Origin of the sequence: Lederbergia lenta NBRC 16444, from assembly GCF_001591545.1 — a bacterium.
GTDB classification, from domain to species: domain Bacteria; phylum Bacillota; class Bacilli; order Bacillales; family Bacillaceae_C; genus Lederbergia; species Lederbergia lenta.
In genome coordinates, this window is the sequence record NZ_BCVC01000001.1 from 661,790 (window position 1) to 682,242 (window position 20,453).

A 20,453-nucleotide genomic window follows, 5' to 3' on the forward strand; every position below is an offset into this window, starting at 1 on the left:
TCTCTAATCTTGTCAGGAGGAAATGATTGTAAATTCTGCGGGTGCAGTTTGTACATCGCTAAGGAGGGATGGATGGTGGAATCTATGAATATCACATGGCATGATTCACAAGTGACGAAAGAAGAAAGACAGAAATTGCATGAACATCAAAGTGCAATTTTATGGTTTACAGGATTATCTGCCTCTGGAAAATCTACGCTCTGTGTAGAGATCGAAAAGAAATTACATGAACGAGGGATAAGTACGTATATTTTGGATGGGGATAATGTTCGTCATGGTTTAAATAAAGGGCTTGGATTTAGTCCAGAGGATAGAACGGAAAATATTCGTAGAATTGGCGAAGTATCAAAGTTATTTATTGATGCGGGAGTAATTACATTAACTGCCTTTATTTCCCCTTATAGAAAAGATCGTGAAATGGTTCGTGAACTAGTGAATCAAAAAGAGTTTATAGAGATATATGTAAAATGTAATATTGAAGAATGTGTGAAACGTGATCCCAAAGGGTTATACGAAAAAGCAAGAAATGGAGAGATTAAAGACTTTACGGGGATCAGTGCTCCTTATGAAGAACCGATCAACCCAGAAATAGTGATAGAAAATGACAAGCAATCTATAGAGGTATCTGTTGATCAAGTTATCCGATATTTATTAGAGAAAAACTACTTAGATTAATAAGTAATGATAGGAGAAATAGAGGATAGCTAGATATTGCTACGAGGTAGCAGTTCTGTACTGAAAAGTAGACAAAAATGCAACCAAGTGATCCAATTCATGGAACCTTGGTTGTATTTTTGTCTATTAGTTATTGACAAAAAAAAGCGATACATCATAAAAGGGTTTTAATGGTGAAGTTACCTCTTGAGTATCTATCTAATAAGCGTACTTTCAATAATCAAGTGGAAGATCATGGTAATATAATGTAGAATTATGTGAAAAGGGGAAATTTTATAAAGTTTAATTTGAATGATTAGAGAGAGGTGTTAGATTTGATCAAGGGATTGCTGCGTAAAGTCCTTAAAAAAGATCATGAATCGGAAAGAGTAATCTTTGAAATGTTCTATGAACGAGTTTATTTTACTGCCTATTACATAGTACAAGATCGTGATCTAGCACAGGATGTTGTACAAGATACCTTTGTGAAGGTGTTTAAACATATACATACAGTTGAAAATGGAGAAAAGCTTGGTGCATGGATAGCCGCCATTGCGTCGCGAACCGCAATTGATCAATTACGAAAAGTAAAAAGAAGGAACGATATTGTCACGGAAGACGTCATTATTAATGAGCAGTTAGCTAAAGAAAATGATTTTATATCAAGTGTAGAAATTACAGTGGAAAAAAAGTTGTTAAAAAACATATTGCTTCAGCAAATTGATCAGCTAAAACCGGAGCATAAGCAAGTTATCATACTAAGATATTTGCATGATATGACATATGAAGAGATAGCAAATGCAATAGAAATTAACGTAGCAACGGTTAGGTCTCGAATTCACCGGGCAAAAATACAACTGAAAAAGTCAATTGAAAGTCAACCAGCTGTAAAGGAGATGATATTTAATGTCACAATATAAAAAGGAGATGTTAGATGAATATATACGGGAAGCTTTCGCCGAAAAAATGACAGAGAATCTTCCGCCACTTACCTCTACAGAGGCATGGGAAAGGTTACAAAAAACCAAAAATAGTAAACCGAGAAAACACTTTGGAAAATCCTTATTAGTAGTTGCCGCTCTATTGCTATTGCTTGTAGTCGTTTGGTCGCCGGAAAAAGGCACTGCTTTTGGTAGATTTGTGAGTATGTATCATGTAGTTCAAGGGTCTGTTGTACAGTTAGTTGGTCAAATAGGCATTGAGGCTCCTCCAAAAACGAAAGATACACCAAAATCAGCAGATTCAAAACAGGGTTCAGAGGAAGAATATCAAATTATAGGTGGATCTGAACAAATAATTGAACAAGTAAGTTTAGAAGAAGCACAAAATCTCTCGGATTTTTCAGTTGAGATACCAGAGTTTATCCCAAAGGGTTTTGATTTAGATGAAGTTACCATAATAAGAAACGACAAAGGGCAAGTAGAAGAAGTGTTTATACATTACAATAAAGGGGAACAAGGCTTCATCCTCTCTGAAATGAAGGTTAAAGACACATTTGGATTTGGGGCTATAATAGAGCAAGAGGGTATTAATGTTGAAGAAATGTTAATCAATGGTGATAGGGCAAATCTAGTTGAATTTGATGATGATGTTAGACAGCTCATTTGGATGACGCAAACACATTATTTTTCTATTGAAGGGAATATAAGTGAAAAGCAGGTTATAGAAATAGCGAAATCTATGTAAAAGGAGAGAATCCTATATTTGGGATTCTCTCCTTAGCTATGTTAGTATGCTTTCACTAGTTTAAATAAATATAGGAAGTGATACTCGTTTTTTCTTCTATAGCGCCAGCTTTGACTACCCGATGTTTAGCCCGAACTCGGTAGTATTTGTTTTTTACTACCTTTATATCTTTACCAGAAGAAACAAAGGAAGAGTAAAAATTGCTCGTTCCCCCTGCTGCAAGTACAGTTTTCCATTTGCTGCTAGTAGCATCCCACTGCTCCAAATAAAGGTCGACACTAATTTTGTCAACGGGACTAAATGCTTTTGTATTTCCTGCAATTCTTACGACGGTGCTTGAAACACCTTTAATAGTAGAGGTACCGCTCATGAAGTATTTTGTTGAGAAAAGTTCAATATTCATTAATGTAGATCCGGATCCGAAATTGAGATCAGTTGGCGGTTGTGAAGTTGGTGGAATGTCAGGAAGCTCGTCCGCTTCTTGAGCCAAACTTACATTTGGAGCCAACCCTACTGCTGCGATCAATGTAAATACTAATAAGACTTTTTTAATTAACTTCATTTACTTCACTCCTTCTTTAATTCTTAATAATATGACGTTGGAAAGGAGAGAAAAGTTCCCTTAATTATCAAAAAATAAAGTTTATTATAAGATACTTGTCGTAAAAAAGGTATATTAGATGTGTCTATGAAAATAAGTTGAAATTTCTTATGAAAAAGGCGACAATTAAAATAAAAGAATGTAGGGAGTGGCTGATCGTGATTTTAGAAGAAGAAGTTCAGCATGATGGAGATGTCGTTGCGGCATTAGAAAAAGATCTTCGTTATATAGCCGCAATAATTAAGCAAAAAGGCCGCGAATTATTAACGGATTATTCAATTACACCTCCCCAATTTATCGCTTTGCAATGGCTGTTTGAAGAAGGCGATATGACAATTGGTGAATTATCTAATAAAATGTACCTTGCCTGTAGTACAACTACAGATCTAATTGATAGAATGGAAAAGAAAGAACTTGTTATGCGGGTGAAGGATCCGAAAGATGGTCGGGTTGTTCGAATTCATTTACTCGAGATAGGTGAGAAAATGATTGATGAAGTTATTCAAAAAAGACAAGGTTATTTGCAGAATGTGTTGACAAGTTTTACTGCTAGTGAAGCCGAAAGTTTAAAAAATAGTTTGTCTAAGCTACATCAAGATATGCGAAAAGAATGAGGCGGGAATGTTGGAGAAAGCAATAGGTGTTATTGATTCAGGTGTTGGTGGTTTAACAGTTGCTAAAGAAATTATGAGGCAAATGCCTAATGAAATTATATATTATTTGGGAGATACTGCTCGTTGTCCGTATGGACCAAGAACGCAGCAGGAAGTGCGAAAGTTTACGTGGCAAATGGCAGAATTTCTATTAAAACGAAATATAAAAATGCTTGTCATTGCCTGCAACACAGCTACAGCAGTTGTGTTAAAAGAAATGCGTTCACAATTAAAAATTCCAGTAATAGGAGTAATATCACCTGGATCAAGAGCAGCACTAAAAGTTACTGAAAATAAACAAATAGGTATACTTGGCACAATTGGTACTATTAAAAGTGAGGCATATGTACATGAATTGAAGTTGATTAATAGTGAAGTAACTGTTACACAGCTCGCATGTCCAAAATTTGTTCCAATTGTTGAAAGTTTTGAATACCATAGTGATGTTGCAAGAAAAGTGATAGCGGACACCTTGGAACCGATAAAAGACAGTGGTATTGATACGCTTGTGCTTGGTTGCACACATTATCCGTTGCTTGCGCCTTTAATAGAAAAGGTAATGGGCCCTCATGTAAAAGTAATTAGTTCTGGGGATGAGACTGCTCAAGAAGTGAGCACGATCCTTGATTATAATAAATTGTTAAAAGTATCTGGAGCTAAACCCGAACATAAATTTTTTACTACGGGCTCAAAACAAATTTTCGGACGAATAGCAGAGGATTGGCTTCAAAAGAAAAACTTAAGAATTGAATTAGCGAATCTTACTCGCATGGAATCAAATTTATATTATTATGAATGACAAAACAGCACTTTCGAGAGCTGTTTTTATTTTTTTTCTGCTTATCAATGTTCCTCCTATTCAAAAGATGGGTTCCTCGCTCAATGTCGTAAAAATTGTGCTTCTGCATTTCTTAGTTGTCTAGCTACAGCGCCCAACGACTAGCAAACTTCGGGATTTTTCCTACGATAAGTCAACATTATTTCACCTTCCAGCTCAGTGTGTTTCCTTTATCTCATCAGAAAAAGTTTCATCAAATAAAAAACCATCAAGTACGTAGTTAAACGGGCACTTCCGCTTTTCTTATAAAATTTGTGTCCAAGCGGTCTATTCCGGAGAGATAGCTCGTATATATGGAGTACAAACTGTCTTAGGAGGGGTTGGAAATGGTAAAACGAACTTATGTGGCCGCCACTGCAATTATTCTGGCATCGAGCATATTTTCAGCGGGTTGCGGTCTCATCGGTAAAAATAAAGAGAAAGTCGATCCGCCAACAGAGGTTTCTCATTTAAAGGAGGGTGAAGAACTAGATACTTCTCTCGAAACTGAAACTGAAATTGAAAAAGAAACCACTGGTAAAGAGGAATCCTCGGAAACAATGATGACGGATCTGTACTTAATTGATCGAAACGATTTAGTTGTTTCGCAAACATTATCATTGCCTAAAACAGAAAGTAGAGCCAAGCAAGCGTTAGAACATTTAGTAGCTGAAGGACCAGTGACAGACATATTACCTAATGGGTTTAGAACAGTTCTTCCTGCAGGCACGGAGATAGATGTAGATATTAAAGATGGGAAAGCAGTAGTAGATTTTTCGGAAGAATTTACGAAATATCAAGCTAAAGATGAGCAGAAAATTTTACAGGCCGTTACATGGACATTAACACAGTTCGAGTCAGTAGATTCGGTAGAGTTAAGAGTGAATGGACATCAATTAAAGGAAATGCCTGTAAATGGGACACCAATTAGTGAAGATGGTTTATCAAGAGCAGATGGAATCAACAACGAGCAGATGGATGTTGCAGATATTACAAACTCTAGGCCGCTCACACTTTATTATTTAGCTCAAGCAGCGGAAGACTATTATTATGTACCAGTTACAAAGCGGGTTTCTAATACAAATTCAGATGATTTGGCAGCCGTTGTTAACGAGTTGATTGAAGGGCCAGTAATGCAAACAGCCCTACTCAGTGGATTAGAATTGATTGATGATGTGAAATTATTAGATGCTCCTAAAGTCGATGATGGGGTTGTCACACTTAATTTTAATGAGGCAGTGCTAGGTAATAGTGAAGAAAACGTAATTGCGGATGAGGTGCTTCAATCACTCGTTTTATCTTTAACAGAACAACAAGATGTTGAAAGTGTTTCAATTATGGTAAACGGAAAGGCAGAGTTGGTGAAAGAAAATGGTGAAGCATTGACTGCTCCCGTTACACGCCCAGAAAAAATAAACGCAGGAAGTTTTTAAAAAGTTAATATTTGATATACTATATAAGAAACAGAAGAGGTTGGCTTATCGCCACCTCTTTTCATTTTTTAGTTAGGGAGGAAAGACACGATGCGCCATGATGGTAGAAATCCAAATGAGTTGAGGAATATACATATAGAAACAAATTATTTGAAACATCCAGAAGGATCGGTACTTATTACAGTAGGGGACACGAAGGTGATATGTACAGCAAGCGTGGAGGAACGAGTTCCTCCATTCATGCGAGGAGAAGGTAAAGGTTGGATTACTGCTGAATACTCGATGTTGCCTCGTGCTACAGGTACGAGAAATATTAGAGAATCATCAAAAGGAAAAGTATCGGGCCGGACAATGGAAATACAGCGTTTGATTGGAAGGGCATTAAGGGCAGTTGTTGATCTAGAAGCAATCGGTGAAAAAACAGTTTGGATAGATTGTGATGTGATTCAAGCTGATGGTGGGACGAGAACGGCTTCTATCACGGGAGCATTTGTAGCTATGTCTCTTGCGTTGGATAAGCTTCATCGTAAAAAGAACTTTACTTCCTTTCCTATCAAAGATTATCTTGCCGCAACTAGTGTAGGTGTTGTTAAGCATGCGGGTGTTGTCCTAGATCTAGATTATGTAGAGGATAGTGCAGCGCTCGTTGACATGAATATTGTTATGACAGGTTCAGGGAAGTTTGTTGAACTTCAAGGTACTGGTGAAGAATCAACATTTTCAGCTAGCGAGCTTCAAGAAATGCTCATTACGGCGGAAGTAGGGATTAACAACCTGATTGGATTCCAAAAAGATGCACTTGGGGATATTGTTAATTTCATCGATGATCGCCAAGTTTTGGAGAGTGGTCAAAAATGACGAAACAAATAATAGTTGCTACAAAAAATGCGGGTAAGGCAAAAGAATTTGAAGCTTTATTTGCTCCTCATGGTATCAAAGTGTTGTCCCTTTTGGATTTAGCAAATTCTCCTGATATAGAAGAAACGGGTACGACATTTGAAGAAAATGCTATTTTAAAAGCTGAGGGGATTGCGAACCTTAGCCAATCTGTTGTGATCGCAGATGATTCGGGATTAATTATAGATGAACTCGATGGAATGCCAGGTATTTTTTCTGCTAGATATGCGGGTGAAGATAAAGATGACGATGCTAATATTGATAAGGTTCTATTTGAAATGAAAGATGTACCTATGGAAAAAAGAACAGGACGTTTTTATTGTGCGCTTGCGTTTGCTATTCCTAGGGTAAAGACAGAAGTAGTGGCCGGTGTGTGTGAAGGTAAGATTTTAAATGAACGTCAGGGTTTGGATGGTTTTGGCTATGATCCCATTTTCTATGTCGAAAAAGAAGGGAAATCAATGGCTGAAATGTTACCAGAAGAAAAAAATAAAATTAGCCATCGCTCCTTAGCATTAAAGAAGCTTAAGCCGCTTGTTGTGCAATATTTTAACTAGAGGTGAACATACGATGAAACTGCTAGTAGTAAGTGATAGTCACGGAGAAAGAAACGATTTAGAACAATTAAATGCAAAGTATCTAGATGACGTCGATGCAATGATCCATTGTGGTGATTCCGAATTAGCAGCTGATGATCCGACATTACAAGATTTTGCTGTTGTTGCTGGAAACTGTGATATGGATAGTCGTTTTCCAAAAGAACTAATTTTAGAAGTCGATGGTTCGAATATATTCGTTGCACACGGCCACTTACATCAGATAAAATCATCATTGCTTAGTATATCTTATAAGGCAAAAGAGCATCATGCTAAGTTTGTATTTTTTGGACATTCTCATTTATTGGGGGCAGAAATGATCGAAGGTACACTTTTCGTAAATCCAGGAAGTATTTCTTATCCTCGCGGTGGGAATGAAAGATCGTATGCAATTATAGAGAAAAACCAAATTGAAATTACAGTAAAATTTTTCAATGAAACGCATAAAGAGCTTACTCATCTAACGAATACATTTGAGATTGAGTAATTTAAAACGCTGGCATATTGCCAGCGTTTTAAAAAAGTATATGGATTACCAGTTGACTTTTTATCTGTGTGCTACTATAATAAAAAATGTCGTTAAGTTTAATATGTCCCAGTAGCTCAGCTGGATAGAGCAACAGCCTTCTAAGCTGTGGGTCGCAGGTTCGAATCCTGCCTGGGACGTTTGTAAGAATTCTGTATAAGTTTTTAAAACATAAAAAACACTTTGAAATGTTATTGCATCAACATTTCAAAGTGTTTTTTTATTTCTATCAAGGCTACTAAGAATAAGGTGGATGACGATAGGACAATACACTAACCATCCTATGAATATACTGACAGTGCTATTTGCATCATCTTCTCTCCTTTTATGACATGTGCATGCTTAAGTTTGTGTAAACGATTTATTCACGAGGTCTAGTAACCCGAACTTCTGTTGGTGACTGACTACAAATACACGTAGTCAATATTAGACATTAATGCAATCATCGATTCTATCGCAGATAACGGACACTCTCCAACCTTCAGAGAGTGATCAGTGATAACAGGAATAAAATCTACTTCCTCGGTATCCAGCAAGTTGTGGTAAGATGTTGTCATATATTAACAGCATTCTAAATGAGAGTTCCTTTCTAATTCACACGAAATGCTTATGTTGCAATATACAAATACTATTTATTTTATACGAACTATTGAAAGGTAAACTAAGCTAACTTGACTTAAAGGAGAAAAATGATGAAATTATTTTCGAGGTACAGTGAAGCTAAGATCAAAAAGCTCACCAATAAGAAGTTGTATGAGCGACTTACACGACTATACAATGAAGAGGCCCACGACTCGGAAGCAATAAAGGTGATCCTTTCGGAAATCGCCCAGCGGGACCCTGCTGATTATGAATTGGGAAAAATTATGGCAGAAGTAGAGAAGTCCAAACGCCATGCCGTTATGGAGACAACTGACATTCTCTATCTTGAAGTCAAGTATAACGAGGACTATCTCGCCAAGCCGGAAGCCGAAGCTGATCCATACGAGCGCAAGCTCCGATCTGCCATGCTTGAAATGGTTTAGGGAGAACTAGATCGTCGGAGAAACTAGGCCAATCGGTAACGAAGGCTCCTGCTTTAGTAAAATGCTTCTCGATTTAGAGGGGGATTATTATATATAGAAGAAATACATTTACACACAAATATAAAATTTTACACATTTTTCACACGAGAAAACCGGAAAGTCTTTATATATCAACGTTTCAATCGTATATACATACCTCTGCCTGGGACGCTAGAAACAATATAATCCGCTATATCACCGTTAAGGTATACGACCCTTTATATACGATGGTATAGCGGATTTTTCTATTTAAGTGAAAACTTTGATTCTACCTGTGAAAATGGGAAAATAAGCAACTTGTTATAGAGATATCTTTGCAAAGTAATTAAATAGCCTTAAATTACGCTAAAAAAGAAAGAACAAATATCCACATTTTAAAAAATATTTAAAGGATTAATCGAAACTATATTTAAAAATTTTCAATAGACATTTAGTTATTGAAGAATACAAAAGTTATTTGGTTTAACCTTTCGCAAGACTACTTTGTATTGTTTTGCTTGTTTTTTTATCCAGCCCCCTAGGGCGCGTAGCCCTATACCATTGAAAACAAAGTATAATGATGATTACTATGTCAATGGCATCCCCACCGAAGTACATTAGCATTCCACCAGTTTCTGCCTCGTATACGGGGACGCCGCTAGGTGGATGAGCATAGATATACTTCGAGAGGATGCCATGACCTGCTAAGGAAATCATAAATATGATCACACGATAAATATAGCTACATCGATGAGGCGTTGGGTCAATATAAATAATGGCTGCTGTATAAAGATAGCCTGCAAGGAAAACGTGCGTGTGAACTAACACATGTAGTAAAGTGTTCTGTTGCATCACTCTATACAAGTCAGTTGTATAGAGTAACCATAGCCCTCCGATATTGAGGAAGGATGTAACAATAGGATCATTAAATATACGCACTATTGGGCTTCTTAGAAAGCGTGAAAGGCGTCGTGCTACTTGCACATTAAGTGTTCGAAGGATAAGAGTTATAGGCGCAGCAAGCACAATAAGGAGCGGTGCTAGCATACCAAGAAGTAAATGACCAAGCATATGCGCCGTGAAATTCATATGTGAACGTTCTGCTAGGGGACCTGTAACGGTAACTATGGCGGAGATTACTCCGGAAATGATGAAAAAGGTACGGTATACAGGCCATCGTTTGTAGCGGCGATTAGATACGATCACAGCAAAGGTATATATAAGCAATACAAGCACAAACAGTATTGCTAAAAAAAGCTGGGGAACTATTCCAGTAGTATGATAATTATGCGTTCCAACTATGTGATGAGTGTGATTATTTATGCTCATTTGAGATGGTCTTTTCTGGTTGTTGTTTACTTCGTGTGCGAACAAGGAGGAAGGTACCGGCTATAATCATAGCAATGGCAATTAAATTCCATATCAAGTCATAATAAAGCACATTGTCTACATAGCGGATTTGGTGTATCTTCATTAACTTGTGTTGAATTGTACCATCATAGAACTGGAAAGTGCCTGAACCGAGCAAAACGCCTCCCAGCCACCTCTGAAACCGCAAAGCGTTTTTTCGTCGAAGATCAGCGAAAATAAACAAACCTCCGATAGTCGCAAACCAACTAAAAGCATGAAAGAGGCCGTCTGAAATTAATCCAATATCGGTTGTAGATTTATCGTAAAAATGGTGCCAACGCAATAGTTGGTGAAAAATAGTTTCATCAATAAAGGCGACTAGGCCAATACCGAATAAGAAGCCCGACCATAGATTACGAGATGAATAAGCAGAGTTTGTTGAGTAATTAGAGATATAGCTTCTAGTAGTCACAATATTTTTCTCCGTTCATGCTTTTCGCGCAAGTGATTTTTCCATAACACCTATCAGTTTAACCAGGTCAATAATGTTATAAACAAAAACTTTAATACAATAAATTTGTTGTAAGTTTTATAAAACACTTATACCCATCAGTATTTCGATTGAAATTACACTTTCAGGAATAGATCTGTCTGTTAGGGGTTCCCGCTTGAAATTTTCGATATTATTTTGCTTCTGTGCAGTGTCATACCCAATCTTACATAAGATAACGATTTCGTTAGGAATCGTTATCTTATTTGGACTTTATTTTTTCAACAATTTCAAAAAGACTGGTAAAGAATACACCGTTCCTTTATGGGGGAGGTTAACGTTAAAAGGGGTGGTGTAATGACTAGCTTGCTATTAAAAATATTTACTTGTCCCATTGCTGTTATAGTCGCTATGTATTTATTTACGGGAGTAGACTATGTATCCTTATGGCAACCGATTGTTGTTGGATTAGTACTTGCAGTTGTTGGAGTAGCCATGGAATATTTCATTTTAAAAAGAGGAACCTTATGGGGAAGTGTTATAGCTGATTTTGCAGCTTCAGTTTTGATTGTTTATTTGCTTTCTAATCTTCTATGGAATTCGTCAGTTACCTTTCTTGGCGCAGTTTTAATCGGACTTTTGCTAGGTGTAGTGGAATACTTTATCCACAGATATTTAATTACTACAGGCAAAACACAAAAGTCACCGGTCTAATGTTTTGAAAGAATTAAGAGGGGATTTTACACAATTCGAAAGAAAGAGCAGATAACAATTCCTGATCTTTCTAGGCTCATTCAAATACTATCAAAGGTTAACTTGGTCTTTTTATTAGCGGTAGAATTAAACAATAAAATCGGTGAAGGTATACCCTTGTATTAGAATTCCTCTTTTGTCGATAATAGCAACTAATTTTCGGTGTCCATCATAAAATTCGATGGGCACTTCATTTTGGTATTTTTCATGAGCAGTATAAATTCTAGGTGTATGGAGCTGAAATCTGGGTATAGTGGTAAGTGAAGAAACATTGTATAAATTTTTTTATCTTATATGATTAAAAGATTTAGTCCATTCACGAGAAACTACAATTACCTTCCAATAAACAGAAAAAGTTTTTTGTTTGTGATCCATATCTACATTTGATACACTATCTTCATTTATACATAGATGGGCGGTACTGCGATGAAAAAAAATCAACATGATAGAGACGCAGACAATGTTATTTTATTCCCGGGTTTAAAAGATCGTTTGTATGAAAAAGGGATTGAGCGGTTGGAAGCGAATGACTTTGAAGGGGCTGCAGATTTGCTTCGACAAGCAAAAGAATTAGACCCTGATCATCCTGAAATAAGCACTGCTTTTCTAGTGGCATTGTATGAAAGTAGCGCTTATAAAGAGGCTAAACAGATTGCTGCTGAGTTATTGAATGAAGGGATCGGGGATTATTATGAGATAATCGATATAAATTTAATGATTCTCATTCAATTAAATCAGCATGCTCAAGTCGTTCATACTTTAGAAATGCTATTTGAAGAAAAGGAAGTTCCAATTGATAAAGTAGAACATTTTCAAACAATACTAGCACTGAGTAAAAAGGTATTAGTAAATGAAAACCAAGATCAATCTAAAGGTCTTTCCATTGATCTTGACTATATCAATGGTTTAGACTTGCAAGAGCAAACTCTACAGCTTGGAAGTCTTACAGATAAAAATATCCATCCATATTTAGATTCCTTGTTACATATGTTAGGGGATAAACAAACCCATCCTTTTTTACAATCAATCATTTTAAATGTATTACGTGAAAATCAAGTTAGTGAACCTGTCTTAGTTAAAAAAATGCATTATGAAGGTACATTTATACCTACCGATTTGCCAGAAGTCGCTGAAACACCTTTATTTCAAGCTGTTTCAAATGCACTTGAAGCAAAGCTTGAACAACAAAATCCTGTTTTATTTATGCAACTGCATGAAATGATCAAACGGCATGCATTAATTATTTATCCATTTGAATTTGAAAAGAACAATTCTGACTTATGGACATTAGCTTATCAAGGATTGGGCTTTGAAATGTATGGAGATAATTGGAAAAAGGAGAAAATGGCTATGGAATTGGGTGTAAATCTAGATGATTTAGAGGGTGCATTAACGATCCTTCGTAAACTAGAACAAATTTCTTCCCCAATAATATAGCATCTTATCTTGAAAGGATGAGAAGCTATGTTATAATATAATGGTTATGCCGTACCATAAGTTTTAGAATGGAAATGTTCTATACATAAGGAAGCGGATTGACCGCTAAAAAAGTAGATTCAGTACTAAGTATATATTGTTGGAGGTAATGATTATGTCAGCTAAGTGGGAAAAACAAGAGGGAAACAAAGGTGTTCTGACAGTAGAAGTAGACGCGGAAAAGGTAAATGCTGGTCTTGATGAGGCGTTTAAAAAAGTATCTAAACAAGTAAATATTCCTGGATTCCGTAAGGGTAAAATTCCGCGTGGGATGTTTGAAAAGCGTTTCGGAGTGGAATCACTATATCAAGACGCACTTGATGTACTTTTGCCAGAGGCTTATTCAAACGCAATAGACGAGGCTGGAATTGAGCCAATCGACAGACCGGATATTGATATCGAGCAAATGGAAAAAGGAAAAGAATTAATTTTCAAAGCAACAGTTCTTGTAAAACCTGAAGTGAAACTTGGTGAATATAAAGGACTTGAAGCAGAGAAACTAGATGCAGAAGTAACAGAAGAAGATGTAGCTGAAGAGTTGAAAACACTTCAAGAACGTCAAGCTGAGCTTGTAGTAAAAGACGGCGGCACTGCTGAAGATGGCGATACAGTGGTTATCGACTTTGAAGGATTTGTTGATGGAGAAGCTTTTGAAGGTGGAAAATCAGAAAACTATTCACTAGAAATTGGATCAGGTTCTTTCATCCCAGGTTTCGAAGAACAAGTAATTGGTTTAGAAACTGGAGCAGAAAAAGAAATCGAAGTATCGTTTCCAGAAGAATACCATGCAGCAGAACTTGCGGGTAAACCAGCAATCTTCAAAGTGAAAGTTCATGAGATCAAAACGAAAGAACTTCCAGAATTAGACGATGAGTTTGCAAAAGATGTGGATGAAGAAGCTGAAACACTTGAGGAATTGAAAAATTCTATTAAAGAGCGCTTGTCTGAAAGCAAGAAAAATGAAGCAGAACAAAAACTTCGTGATTCTTTAGTAGATCAAGCAACAGCAAATTCGGAAATTGACTTACCTGAAATCATGGTCGAAACAGAAGTAGACCGTATGATGCAAGAATTTGAACAACGTTTGCAAATGCAAGGTATGAACCTTGAGTTATACTTCCAATTCTCTGGTCAAGAAGAAGATGCATTACGTGCTCAAATGAAAGTAGATGGCGAACAACGTGTTCGTACAAATCTAACACTTGAAGCAATTGCTAAGACGGAAAATTTAGAAGCTGACGATGAAGACGTAAGCAAAGAAGTCGATAAAATGGCTAAAATGTACAACATGCCTGTGGAAGAAATTCAAAATGCGCTTGGCGGCAACTTGGATAATTTAAAAGCTGATTTAAAAGTTCAAAAAGCAGTTGAGTTTCTTGTTGAAAATAGCAAAACAAAAGCTTAATAATTAACATGAAATTAGTTCATACCACATAAGATGAAACAAGGCACGGGGTTTGCGTGCCTTGTTTTGTACAAATAAATACATAACTGTAATAAAAGTCTCAAATTGGAAAACAATACTTCTTAACGTCTATAGACATACTAGCGCAAAATAATGGTAGTTCTATGGAAGTATATGCTACAATGCATTACATAACTATTTGTCATTAGTATTATTTACTTTTTGGCAATACTAATTCTATAAGACGAAGGTTTAGTTATTAAAAGGGGTGAGATTAACATTGTTTAAATTTAACGAAGAAAAAGGGCAATTGAAGTGTTCTTTTTGTGGAAAAACTCAAGAACAGGTTCGCAAATTAGTTGCTGGGCCTGGTGTATATATATGTGACGAATGTATAGAGTTATGTACTGAGATAGTAGAAGAAGAGCTTGGTACGGAAGAAGAAGTTGAGTTCAAGGACGTTCCAAAACCGCGTGAAATTCGAGAGATCTTAAAGGATTACGTCATTGGGCAAGACCAAGCAAAAAAATCACTGGCAGTGGCAGTTTATAACCACTATAAACGTATCAATTCAAACAGCCAAATTGACGATGTTGAGCTTGCGAAAAGTAATATCTGTTTAATTGGTCCTACTGGTAGCGGTAAAACATTACTTGCTCAAACACTTGCGCGTATTTTAAATGTACCATTTGCTATTGCGGATGCTACTTCTTTAACTGAAGCAGGTTATGTTGGTGAAGACGTTGAAAATATATTACTAAAATTGATTCAATCAGCTGATTATGATGTCGAAAAAGCAGAAAGAGGGATCATTTATATCGATGAAATTGATAAAGTGGCCCGTAAATCTGAAAATCCATCGATTACACGCGATGTGTCTGGAGAAGGTGTACAGCAAGCATTGCTGAAAATCTTAGAAGGTACTGTAGCAAGCGTGCCGCCCCAAGGTGGTCGTAAGCATCCACATCAAGAATTTATACAAATTGATACTACAAATATTCTGTTTATTTGTGGTGGAGCATTTGATGGTGTGGAACAGATAATTAAACGTCGCTTAGGTCAAAAGGTAATCGGTTTTGGTTCTGAAGTGAAACCAGATGATATCGATGCTCAAAGCCTATTGACAAAAGTACTCCCAGAAGACTTACTTAAATTTGGATTGATCCCAGAATTTATTGGCCGCCTACCAGTAATTTCTAGCTTAGAGCAGCTTGATGAAACTGCATTAATCGAAATATTGACGAAACCAAAAAATGCATTAGTGAAGCAGTACCAAAAAATATTTGAACTAGATAGCGTTGAGCTTGAATTCGAAGAAGAGGCTTTACAAGAAATTGCCAAGAAAGCAATTGAAAGAAAGACTGGAGCACGTGGCCTTCGTTCTATTATCGAAACAATTTTGTTAGATGTCATGTTTGATCTTCCTTCACGTGATGATATTAAAAAATGTATCATTACAAAAGAAACAGTGCTTGAAGAGAAAGCGCCAAAACTTGTCCTTGAAGACGGCACAGTCATCAAAGGTACAGAAAAAACATCTGCATAAAGAAAAGCGAACGACGTTCTCTTCATGCAAAAGATACTAATTTAAATAAAATAAACGGTTCAGGAAGCTTCTATTTCCTGGGCCGTTTTTTTGCCTGTGAGATAAATTTTAATCTAAACGAAGGCAGTTCAAGTATTTCCGTTTAATCCTTTCCTCCAGAGGAGATACTAGCACATATGTGAAAATTATGGTTGGAGGGAATGCGATGAATTGGACAGTGCTTGTATTAGTTATTCAATTGTTTTTTGGAATCGTAATTGGTTTGTATTTTTTTAATTTATTAACCAATCAACGTGCACAAAAAGTGACAATTGATAAAGAATCAAAAAAAGAAATGGAACTGCTCAGAAAACGTAGGGGAATCAAATTGACAGAACCACTTGCTGAAAGAGTTCGTCCAACTACCTTTGCAGATATTGTTGGACAGGAAGATGGAATCAAATCGCTAAGAGCTGCATTATGTGGTCCTAATCCTCAGCATGTAATTATTTATGGACCGCCAGGCGTTGGGAAAACTGCTGCGGCAAGATTAGTACTCGAAGAAGCGAAAAGAAATCAACGTTCTCCATTTTCTAAAGAAGCTGTTTTTGTTGAATTGGATGCTACGACAGCAAGGTTTGATGAACGTGGAATTGCTGATCCATTAATTGGGTCTGTCCATGATCCGATTTATCAAGGTGCAGGTGCGATGGGACAAGCTGGAATACCACAACCAAAACAAGGGGCGGTTTCAAATGCGCACGGGGGGATTCTTTTCATAGATGAGATTGGGGAACTTCATCCTATACAAATGAACAAACTGTTAAAAGTTTTAGAAGATCGTAAAGTATTTTTAGAAAGTGCTTACTATAGCGAAGAGAACGCACAAATCCCAGCCCATATCCATGATATTTTTAAACGTGGTTTACCCGCGGACTTTCGAATGATTGGTGCTACAACAAGAACACCAAATGAAATCCCTCCTGCAATCAGATCACGTTGTATGGAAGTGTTCTTTAGAGAATTAGATAGGGAAGAAGTAGTATCGATCGCAAAGAATGCTGCAGAAAAAGTAGAGCTAAATATAGATGATAACAGTTTATCCACACTATCATTATATGCAAGAAATGGCCGTGAAGCTGTGAATATGGTGCAAATTACAGCGGGCATAGCTATTACCGAAAACAGAGATCATATTCGAGAACAAGATATTGAATGGATGATTCGTTCTAGTCAATTATCGCCGAGATATGATAAAAAGATATCAGATAAAGCCGAAATTGGTATGGTTAATGGACTTGCTGTTACGGGACCGACAACTGGTATGTTGTTAGGAATAGAAGTAATTGTATTGCCAACAAAAAGTAATGGTACCATTACTATTACGGGTATTATTGAAGAAGAAAGTATTAATGGGCAAGGTAAATCTGTTAAAAGAAAAAGCATGGCAAAAGGGTCGATTGAAAATGTGATTACTGTTCTTAGGACGATGGGGGTGCCAGCTAATCAATATGATATTCATGTGAATTATCCTGGAGGAATTCCGACAGACGGCCCATCTGCAGGCATTGCAATGACTGTTGGTGTTTATTCTGCTATTTATAAATTACCTGTAAAAAATACTGTTGCCATGACTGGTGAAATTGGTATTCATGGGGATGTTAAACCCGTTGGAGGAATATACTCAAAAGTAAAAGCAGCAAAAATTGCCGGAGCTAATACTGTCTTAATTCCTTCTGAAAATATGCAGTCAAGCCTAGAAGAAATAACAGATATTCAAGTTGTTCCTATAAAGCGAATAGAAGAAGCTTTTGAGATTGCATTGATACACAATCCGGGTCATGAAATAAGATATCCAGAAAAAATAAAAGAACAAGATAAGAAGAGTGTGTAATTTCATATCGATATCCATACCATGAAAATGGAAGAAAGTACATCTCCGGTATCTTTATAAAGCCTGTTCCTCGACATGGAACAGCACAATAAGCTAAAATTGAACAAAGACTCTTGAAAAGCAGATATTTAATAAAAATGGTGATCGGTTTAAGGCATATCTAATTTTGATCTAGCCAATTCTTTAAAAAGATTATAGGACAAACTTCGTCTTGGCTTGGTCTGTATTCGGGCTCGTCTAAATAATGACCTTAGTAGCCAATCATTGCTGGTCGCCTCAGGCTGAATGCCTTATGCTTTTCTTATTTGTATGGGGTTGTATTTTGGAGGTGTATGAATTGACGAAAGAAATAGAGCCGCATGTTCCATTGTTGCCTCTTAGAGGGATGTTAGTTTTTCCAACGATGGTCTTGCATCTTGATGTAGGAAGAGATCAGTCTGTTCAGGCTTTGGAACAAGCTATGCTAACAGACAATTTCATTTTCCTGACAACACAAAAAGATGTTTCCGTTGATTTGCCAGAACAAGAAGATATTTACGAAATGGGTACATTAACAAAGGTAAAACAAATGCTTAAATTACCTAATGGAACCATACGAGTGCTAGTTGAAGGGATTTCTCGTGCTAAGCTTCAGTCATTTATTAATAAGGATACTTATTTAGCAGCAACTTTGGAACTTCTAGAAGATGAAGTTGAGATAGATGTTGAAATTCAGGCCTTAATGAGAACGATGTTGGAGTATTTTGAACAATATATTAAGCTTTCGAAAAAGATATCTGCAGAAACTTTTGCTGCAGTAGCGGATATCGAGGAACCAGGTCGTATGGCTGATATTATTGCTTCCCATTTACCATTAAAACTTCAAGATAAGCAAGCAATCCTTGAAATTGTAAATGTGAAGGAAAGACTTGGTGAAGTGATCGAGATTATTCATAATGAAAGAGAAGTGCTTAATCTTGAGAAAAAAATTGGCCAGCGTGTAAAGCAATCAATGGAAAGAACGCAGAAAGAATATTATTTACGTGAACAAATGAAAGCTATTCAGAAGGAATTAGGCGATAAAGAGGGAAAGACAGCTGAAATTGTTGAGCTTACTGAGAAGATCAAAGAAGCAAAAATGCCCGAACACGCGGAAAAAACTGCACTAAAAGAACTTGATAGATATGAAAAAATACCAGCTACATCAGCTGAAAGTTCGGTGATACGTAACTATATCGATTGGCTCGTCTCATTGCCTTGGGCAAATGCAACGAAAGAAGATTTGAATATCCATAAAGCCGAAAAAATTCTTGAACGTGATCATTATGGACTTGAAAAAGTAAAGGAACGAGTATTGGAATATTTAGCTGTTCAACAGTTAACGAAGTCACTTCGCAGTCCGATCCTTTGTCTTGCAGGTCCGCCGGGTGTCGGGAAGACTAGCTTAGCTCGTTCTATAGCGGAATCTATGGGGCGGAATTTCGTTCGTATCTCCCTTGGTGGAGTAAGAGATGAGTCAGAAATTCGCGGTCATCGAAGAACGTATGTCGGTGCAATGCCTGGTCGTATTATACAAGGGATGAAAAAAGCGGGAACGAACAACCCGGTCTTTTTACTAGATGAAATCGACAAAATGTCAAATGACTTTCGCGGTGATCCGTCGTCTGCTATGTTGGAAGTGCTTGATCCATCACAAAATAGTACTTTCAGTGATCATTATATCGAAGAAACTTTTGATTTATCGAAGGTCATGTTTGTGGCTACGGCTAATGATCTAGGAACGATACCTGGGCCACTAAGAGACCGTATGGAGATTATTACAATTCCTGGATATACAGAACTAGAAAAGATCCATATAGGAAAAGATCATTTATTATCGAGACAAATTGATGAACATGGTTTAAAGAAAGGTCAGCTACAGATTAAAGATGAGGCAATGAAACATTTGGTTCGCTATTATACGAGAGAAGCTGGTGTTCGGGAATTGGAACGTCAGTTGGCTTCTATTTGTAGAAAAGCGGCAAAGATTATTGTATCAGGTGATCGGAAGAGAGTCATTGTTACAGAGAAAAGCTTGGAAGAGCTACTAGGTAAGAAAAGATATAGTTATGGCCAAGCTGAAGTGGAAGACCAAGTTGGAGTTGCGACTGGGCTTGCCTACACATCGGTGGGTGGGGATACACTTCAAATTGAAGTTTCATTGTCACCAGGAAAAGGGAAGTTAGTACTAACGGGAAAACTTGGCGATGTCATGAAAGAATCAGCGCAGGCGGCGTTTAGTTATGTTCGTTCTAAAGCTGAAGAGCTGAAATTAGACAAGGATTTTCATGAGACATGTGACGTCCATATTCACGTACCTGAAGGAGCAGTTCCCAAAGATGGTCCATCGGCAGGCATTACAATTGCTACTGCATTAGTGTCAGCCTTAACAGGGCAACCAATAAAAAAAGAAGTAGGAATGACAGGGGAAATAACATTGCGGGGAAGAGTGCTGCCTATCGGTGGTTTGAAAGAAAAGAGTTTGAGTGCTCATCGTGCAGGGTTAACAACAATTATATTACCAAAAGAAAACGAAAAAGATATCGATGATATTCCTGAAAGCGTGAGAAATGATCTAACATTTATCCCTGTAGCGCATATGGATGAAGTCCTTGAATCTGCACTAGTGGGGGAAT

General features: G+C 37.0%; 18 protein-coding genes, 1 tRNA gene and 1 pseudogene. 17 read left to right on the top strand and 3 right to left on the bottom strand.

Annotated features, from left to right (window positions below):
- Nucleotides 1-72 precede the first annotated feature (72 nt).
- The 3 genes from cysC to BLE01S_RS02930 all read left to right on the top strand — a co-directional run bounded on the left by cysC (nt 73) and on the right by BLE01S_RS02930 (nt 2,340).
- Nucleotides 73-675: an adenylyl-sulfate kinase gene (cysC, locus tag BLE01S_RS02920; protein WP_066137121.1), complete on the top strand. Its 603-nt coding sequence runs from the start codon at nt 73-75 to the stop codon at nt 673-675.
- 314 nt (nt 676-989) lie between these two features.
- Nucleotides 990-1,574, top strand: a complete 585-nt coding sequence (locus BLE01S_RS02925; protein ID WP_066137124.1) for an RNA polymerase sigma factor — start codon at nt 990-992, stop codon at nt 1,572-1,574.
- Nucleotides 1,561-2,340, top strand: a complete 780-nt coding sequence (locus tag BLE01S_RS02930) for a DUF4367 domain-containing protein (protein ID WP_066137126.1) — start codon at nt 1,561-1,563, stop codon at nt 2,338-2,340. The genes BLE01S_RS02925 and BLE01S_RS02930 overlap by 14 nt, the downstream gene beginning before the upstream one ends.
- Before the next feature lie 55 nt (nt 2,341-2,395).
- Here the strand turns inward: BLE01S_RS02930 and BLE01S_RS02935 are convergent, their stop codons facing one another.
- Nucleotides 2,396-2,902: a DUF6147 family protein gene (locus BLE01S_RS02935; protein ID WP_066137128.1), complete on the bottom strand. Its 507-nt coding sequence runs from the start codon at nt 2,900-2,902 to the stop codon at nt 2,396-2,398.
- Nucleotides 2,903-3,099: 197 nt separating this feature from the next.
- Between BLE01S_RS02935 and BLE01S_RS02940 the strand changes: the two genes are divergently transcribed.
- From BLE01S_RS02940 to BLE01S_RS02975, 8 genes are all read left to right on the top strand, one after another.
- Nucleotides 3,100-3,555: a MarR family winged helix-turn-helix transcriptional regulator gene (locus BLE01S_RS02940; RefSeq protein WP_231955907.1), complete on the top strand. Its 456-nt coding sequence runs from the start codon at nt 3,100-3,102 to the stop codon at nt 3,553-3,555.
- A 10-nt stretch (nt 3,556-3,565) separates the two neighbouring features.
- On the top strand, nt 3,566-4,393 hold the full coding sequence (racE, locus tag BLE01S_RS02945; protein WP_066140818.1) for a glutamate racemase: 828 nt from the start codon (nt 3,566-3,568) through the stop codon (nt 4,391-4,393).
- Between the two features lie 365 nt (nt 4,394-4,758).
- Entirely contained in the window at nt 4,759-5,844 is a 1,086-nt protein-coding gene (locus BLE01S_RS02950; RefSeq protein ID WP_066137130.1) for a GerMN domain-containing protein, read from the top strand.
- Nucleotides 5,845-5,934: 90 nt separating this feature from the next.
- Nucleotides 5,935-6,702 (top strand): ribonuclease PH, encoded by a 768-nt coding sequence (gene rph / locus BLE01S_RS02955; RefSeq protein ID WP_066137132.1) that lies wholly within the window; start codon nt 5,935-5,937, stop codon nt 6,700-6,702.
- On the top strand, nt 6,699-7,298 hold the full coding sequence (locus tag BLE01S_RS02960; RefSeq protein ID WP_066137134.1) for an XTP/dITP diphosphatase: 600 nt from the start codon (nt 6,699-6,701) through the stop codon (nt 7,296-7,298). The genes rph and BLE01S_RS02960 overlap by 4 nt, the downstream gene beginning before the upstream one ends.
- Nucleotides 7,299-7,311: 13 nt before the next feature.
- Nucleotides 7,312-7,824: a metallophosphoesterase gene (locus BLE01S_RS02965; RefSeq protein ID WP_066137136.1), complete on the top strand. Its 513-nt coding sequence runs from the start codon at nt 7,312-7,314 to the stop codon at nt 7,822-7,824.
- A 105-nt stretch (nt 7,825-7,929) separates the two neighbouring features.
- Nucleotides 7,930-8,003: transfer RNA gene (locus BLE01S_RS02970), tRNA-Arg, on the top strand.
- A gap of 549 nt (nt 8,004-8,552) precedes the next feature.
- Entirely contained in the window at nt 8,553-8,888 is a 336-nt protein-coding gene (locus BLE01S_RS02975; protein WP_145981922.1) for a hypothetical protein, read from the top strand.
- Nucleotides 8,889-9,389: 501 nt separating this feature from the next.
- Here the strand turns inward: BLE01S_RS02975 and BLE01S_RS02980 are convergent.
- Nucleotides 9,390-10,235 carry a cytochrome c oxidase assembly protein gene (locus tag BLE01S_RS02980; RefSeq protein WP_066137141.1) on the bottom strand — a complete coding sequence of 282 codons (846 nt, stop codon included), beginning with the start codon at nt 10,233-10,235 and terminating at the stop codon, nt 9,390-9,392.
- Nucleotides 10,222-10,728: a DUF2243 domain-containing protein gene (locus BLE01S_RS02985; RefSeq protein ID WP_066137143.1), complete on the bottom strand. Its 507-nt coding sequence runs from the start codon at nt 10,726-10,728 to the stop codon at nt 10,222-10,224. Before BLE01S_RS02985 ends, BLE01S_RS02980 begins: the two co-directional genes overlap by 14 nt.
- 375 nt (nt 10,729-11,103) lie before the next feature.
- Here BLE01S_RS02985 and BLE01S_RS02990 point away from each other — a divergent pair, with 375 nt between their 5' ends.
- The 6 genes and pseudogenes from BLE01S_RS02990 to lon form a co-directional block, all read left to right on the top strand.
- Nucleotides 11,104-11,460 carry a DUF2512 family protein gene (locus BLE01S_RS02990; protein WP_066137145.1) on the top strand — a complete coding sequence of 119 codons (357 nt, stop codon included), beginning with the start codon at nt 11,104-11,106 and terminating at the stop codon, nt 11,458-11,460.
- Between the two features lie 465 nt (nt 11,461-11,925).
- A complete protein-coding gene (locus tag BLE01S_RS02995; RefSeq protein ID WP_066137147.1) occupies nt 11,926-12,936 on the top strand; it encodes a tetratricopeptide repeat protein in 1,011 nt (336 codons plus the stop codon).
- A 154-nt stretch (nt 12,937-13,090) separates the two neighbouring features.
- Nucleotides 13,091-14,380, top strand: coding sequence for a trigger factor (gene tig, locus BLE01S_RS03000; RefSeq protein ID WP_066137150.1), 1,290 nt, complete (start codon nt 13,091-13,093; stop codon nt 14,378-14,380).
- A 280-nt stretch (nt 14,381-14,660) separates the two neighbouring features.
- The gene (gene clpX / locus BLE01S_RS03005; RefSeq protein WP_066137152.1) at nt 14,661-15,926 is read left to right on the top strand and encodes an ATP-dependent protease ATP-binding subunit ClpX; all 1,266 of its coding nucleotides are present in this window, start codon (nt 14,661-14,663) and stop codon (nt 15,924-15,926) included.
- 205 nt (nt 15,927-16,131) lie between these two features.
- Nucleotides 16,132-17,799 carry an ATP-dependent protease LonB gene (gene lonB / locus BLE01S_RS03010; RefSeq protein WP_066140821.1) on the top strand — a complete coding sequence of 556 codons (1,668 nt, stop codon included), beginning with the start codon at nt 16,132-16,134 and terminating at the stop codon, nt 17,797-17,799.
- Between the two features lie 385 nt (nt 17,800-18,184).
- Nucleotides 18,185-20,452, top strand: a pseudogene (gene lon, locus BLE01S_RS03015) (endopeptidase La); the annotation flags it as partial.
- Nucleotide 20,453: the final 1 nt, after the last annotated feature.

Excerpts from the sequence above, each read along its gene's own strand:
- BLE01S_RS02975 (WP_145981922.1), top strand. The coding sequence starts at position 8,553 with ATGATGAAATTATTTTCGAGGTACAGTGAAGCTAAGATCAAAAAGCTC.
- cysC (WP_066137121.1), top strand. The coding sequence starts at position 73 with ATGGTGGAATCTATGAATATCACATGGCATGATTCACAAGTGACGAAA.
- BLE01S_RS02950 (WP_066137130.1), top strand. The coding sequence starts at position 4,759 with ATGGTAAAACGAACTTATGTGGCCGCCACTGCAATTATTCTGGCATCG.
- tig (WP_066137150.1), top strand. The coding sequence starts at position 13,091 with ATGTCAGCTAAGTGGGAAAAACAAGAGGGAAACAAAGGTGTTCTGACA.
- BLE01S_RS02960 (WP_066137134.1), top strand. The coding sequence starts at position 6,699 with ATGACGAAACAAATAATAGTTGCTACAAAAAATGCGGGTAAGGCAAAA.
- rph (WP_066137132.1), top strand. The coding sequence starts at position 5,935 with ATGCGCCATGATGGTAGAAATCCAAATGAGTTGAGGAATATACATATA.
- BLE01S_RS02935 (WP_066137128.1), bottom strand. The coding sequence starts at position 2,902 with ATGAAGTTAATTAAAAAAGTCTTATTAGTATTTACATTGATCGCAGCA.
- BLE01S_RS02995 (WP_066137147.1), top strand. The coding sequence starts at position 11,926 with ATGAAAAAAAATCAACATGATAGAGACGCAGACAATGTTATTTTATTC.
- BLE01S_RS02930 (WP_066137126.1), top strand. The coding sequence starts at position 1,561 with ATGTCACAATATAAAAAGGAGATGTTAGATGAATATATACGGGAAGCT.
- BLE01S_RS02965 (WP_066137136.1), top strand. The coding sequence starts at position 7,312 with ATGAAACTGCTAGTAGTAAGTGATAGTCACGGAGAAAGAAACGATTTA.
- BLE01S_RS02990 (WP_066137145.1), top strand. The coding sequence starts at position 11,104 with ATGACTAGCTTGCTATTAAAAATATTTACTTGTCCCATTGCTGTTATA.
- BLE01S_RS02980 (WP_066137141.1), bottom strand. The coding sequence starts at position 10,235 with ATGAGCATAAATAATCACACTCATCACATAGTTGGAACGCATAATTAT.
- lonB (WP_066140821.1), top strand. The coding sequence starts at position 16,132 with ATGAATTGGACAGTGCTTGTATTAGTTATTCAATTGTTTTTTGGAATC.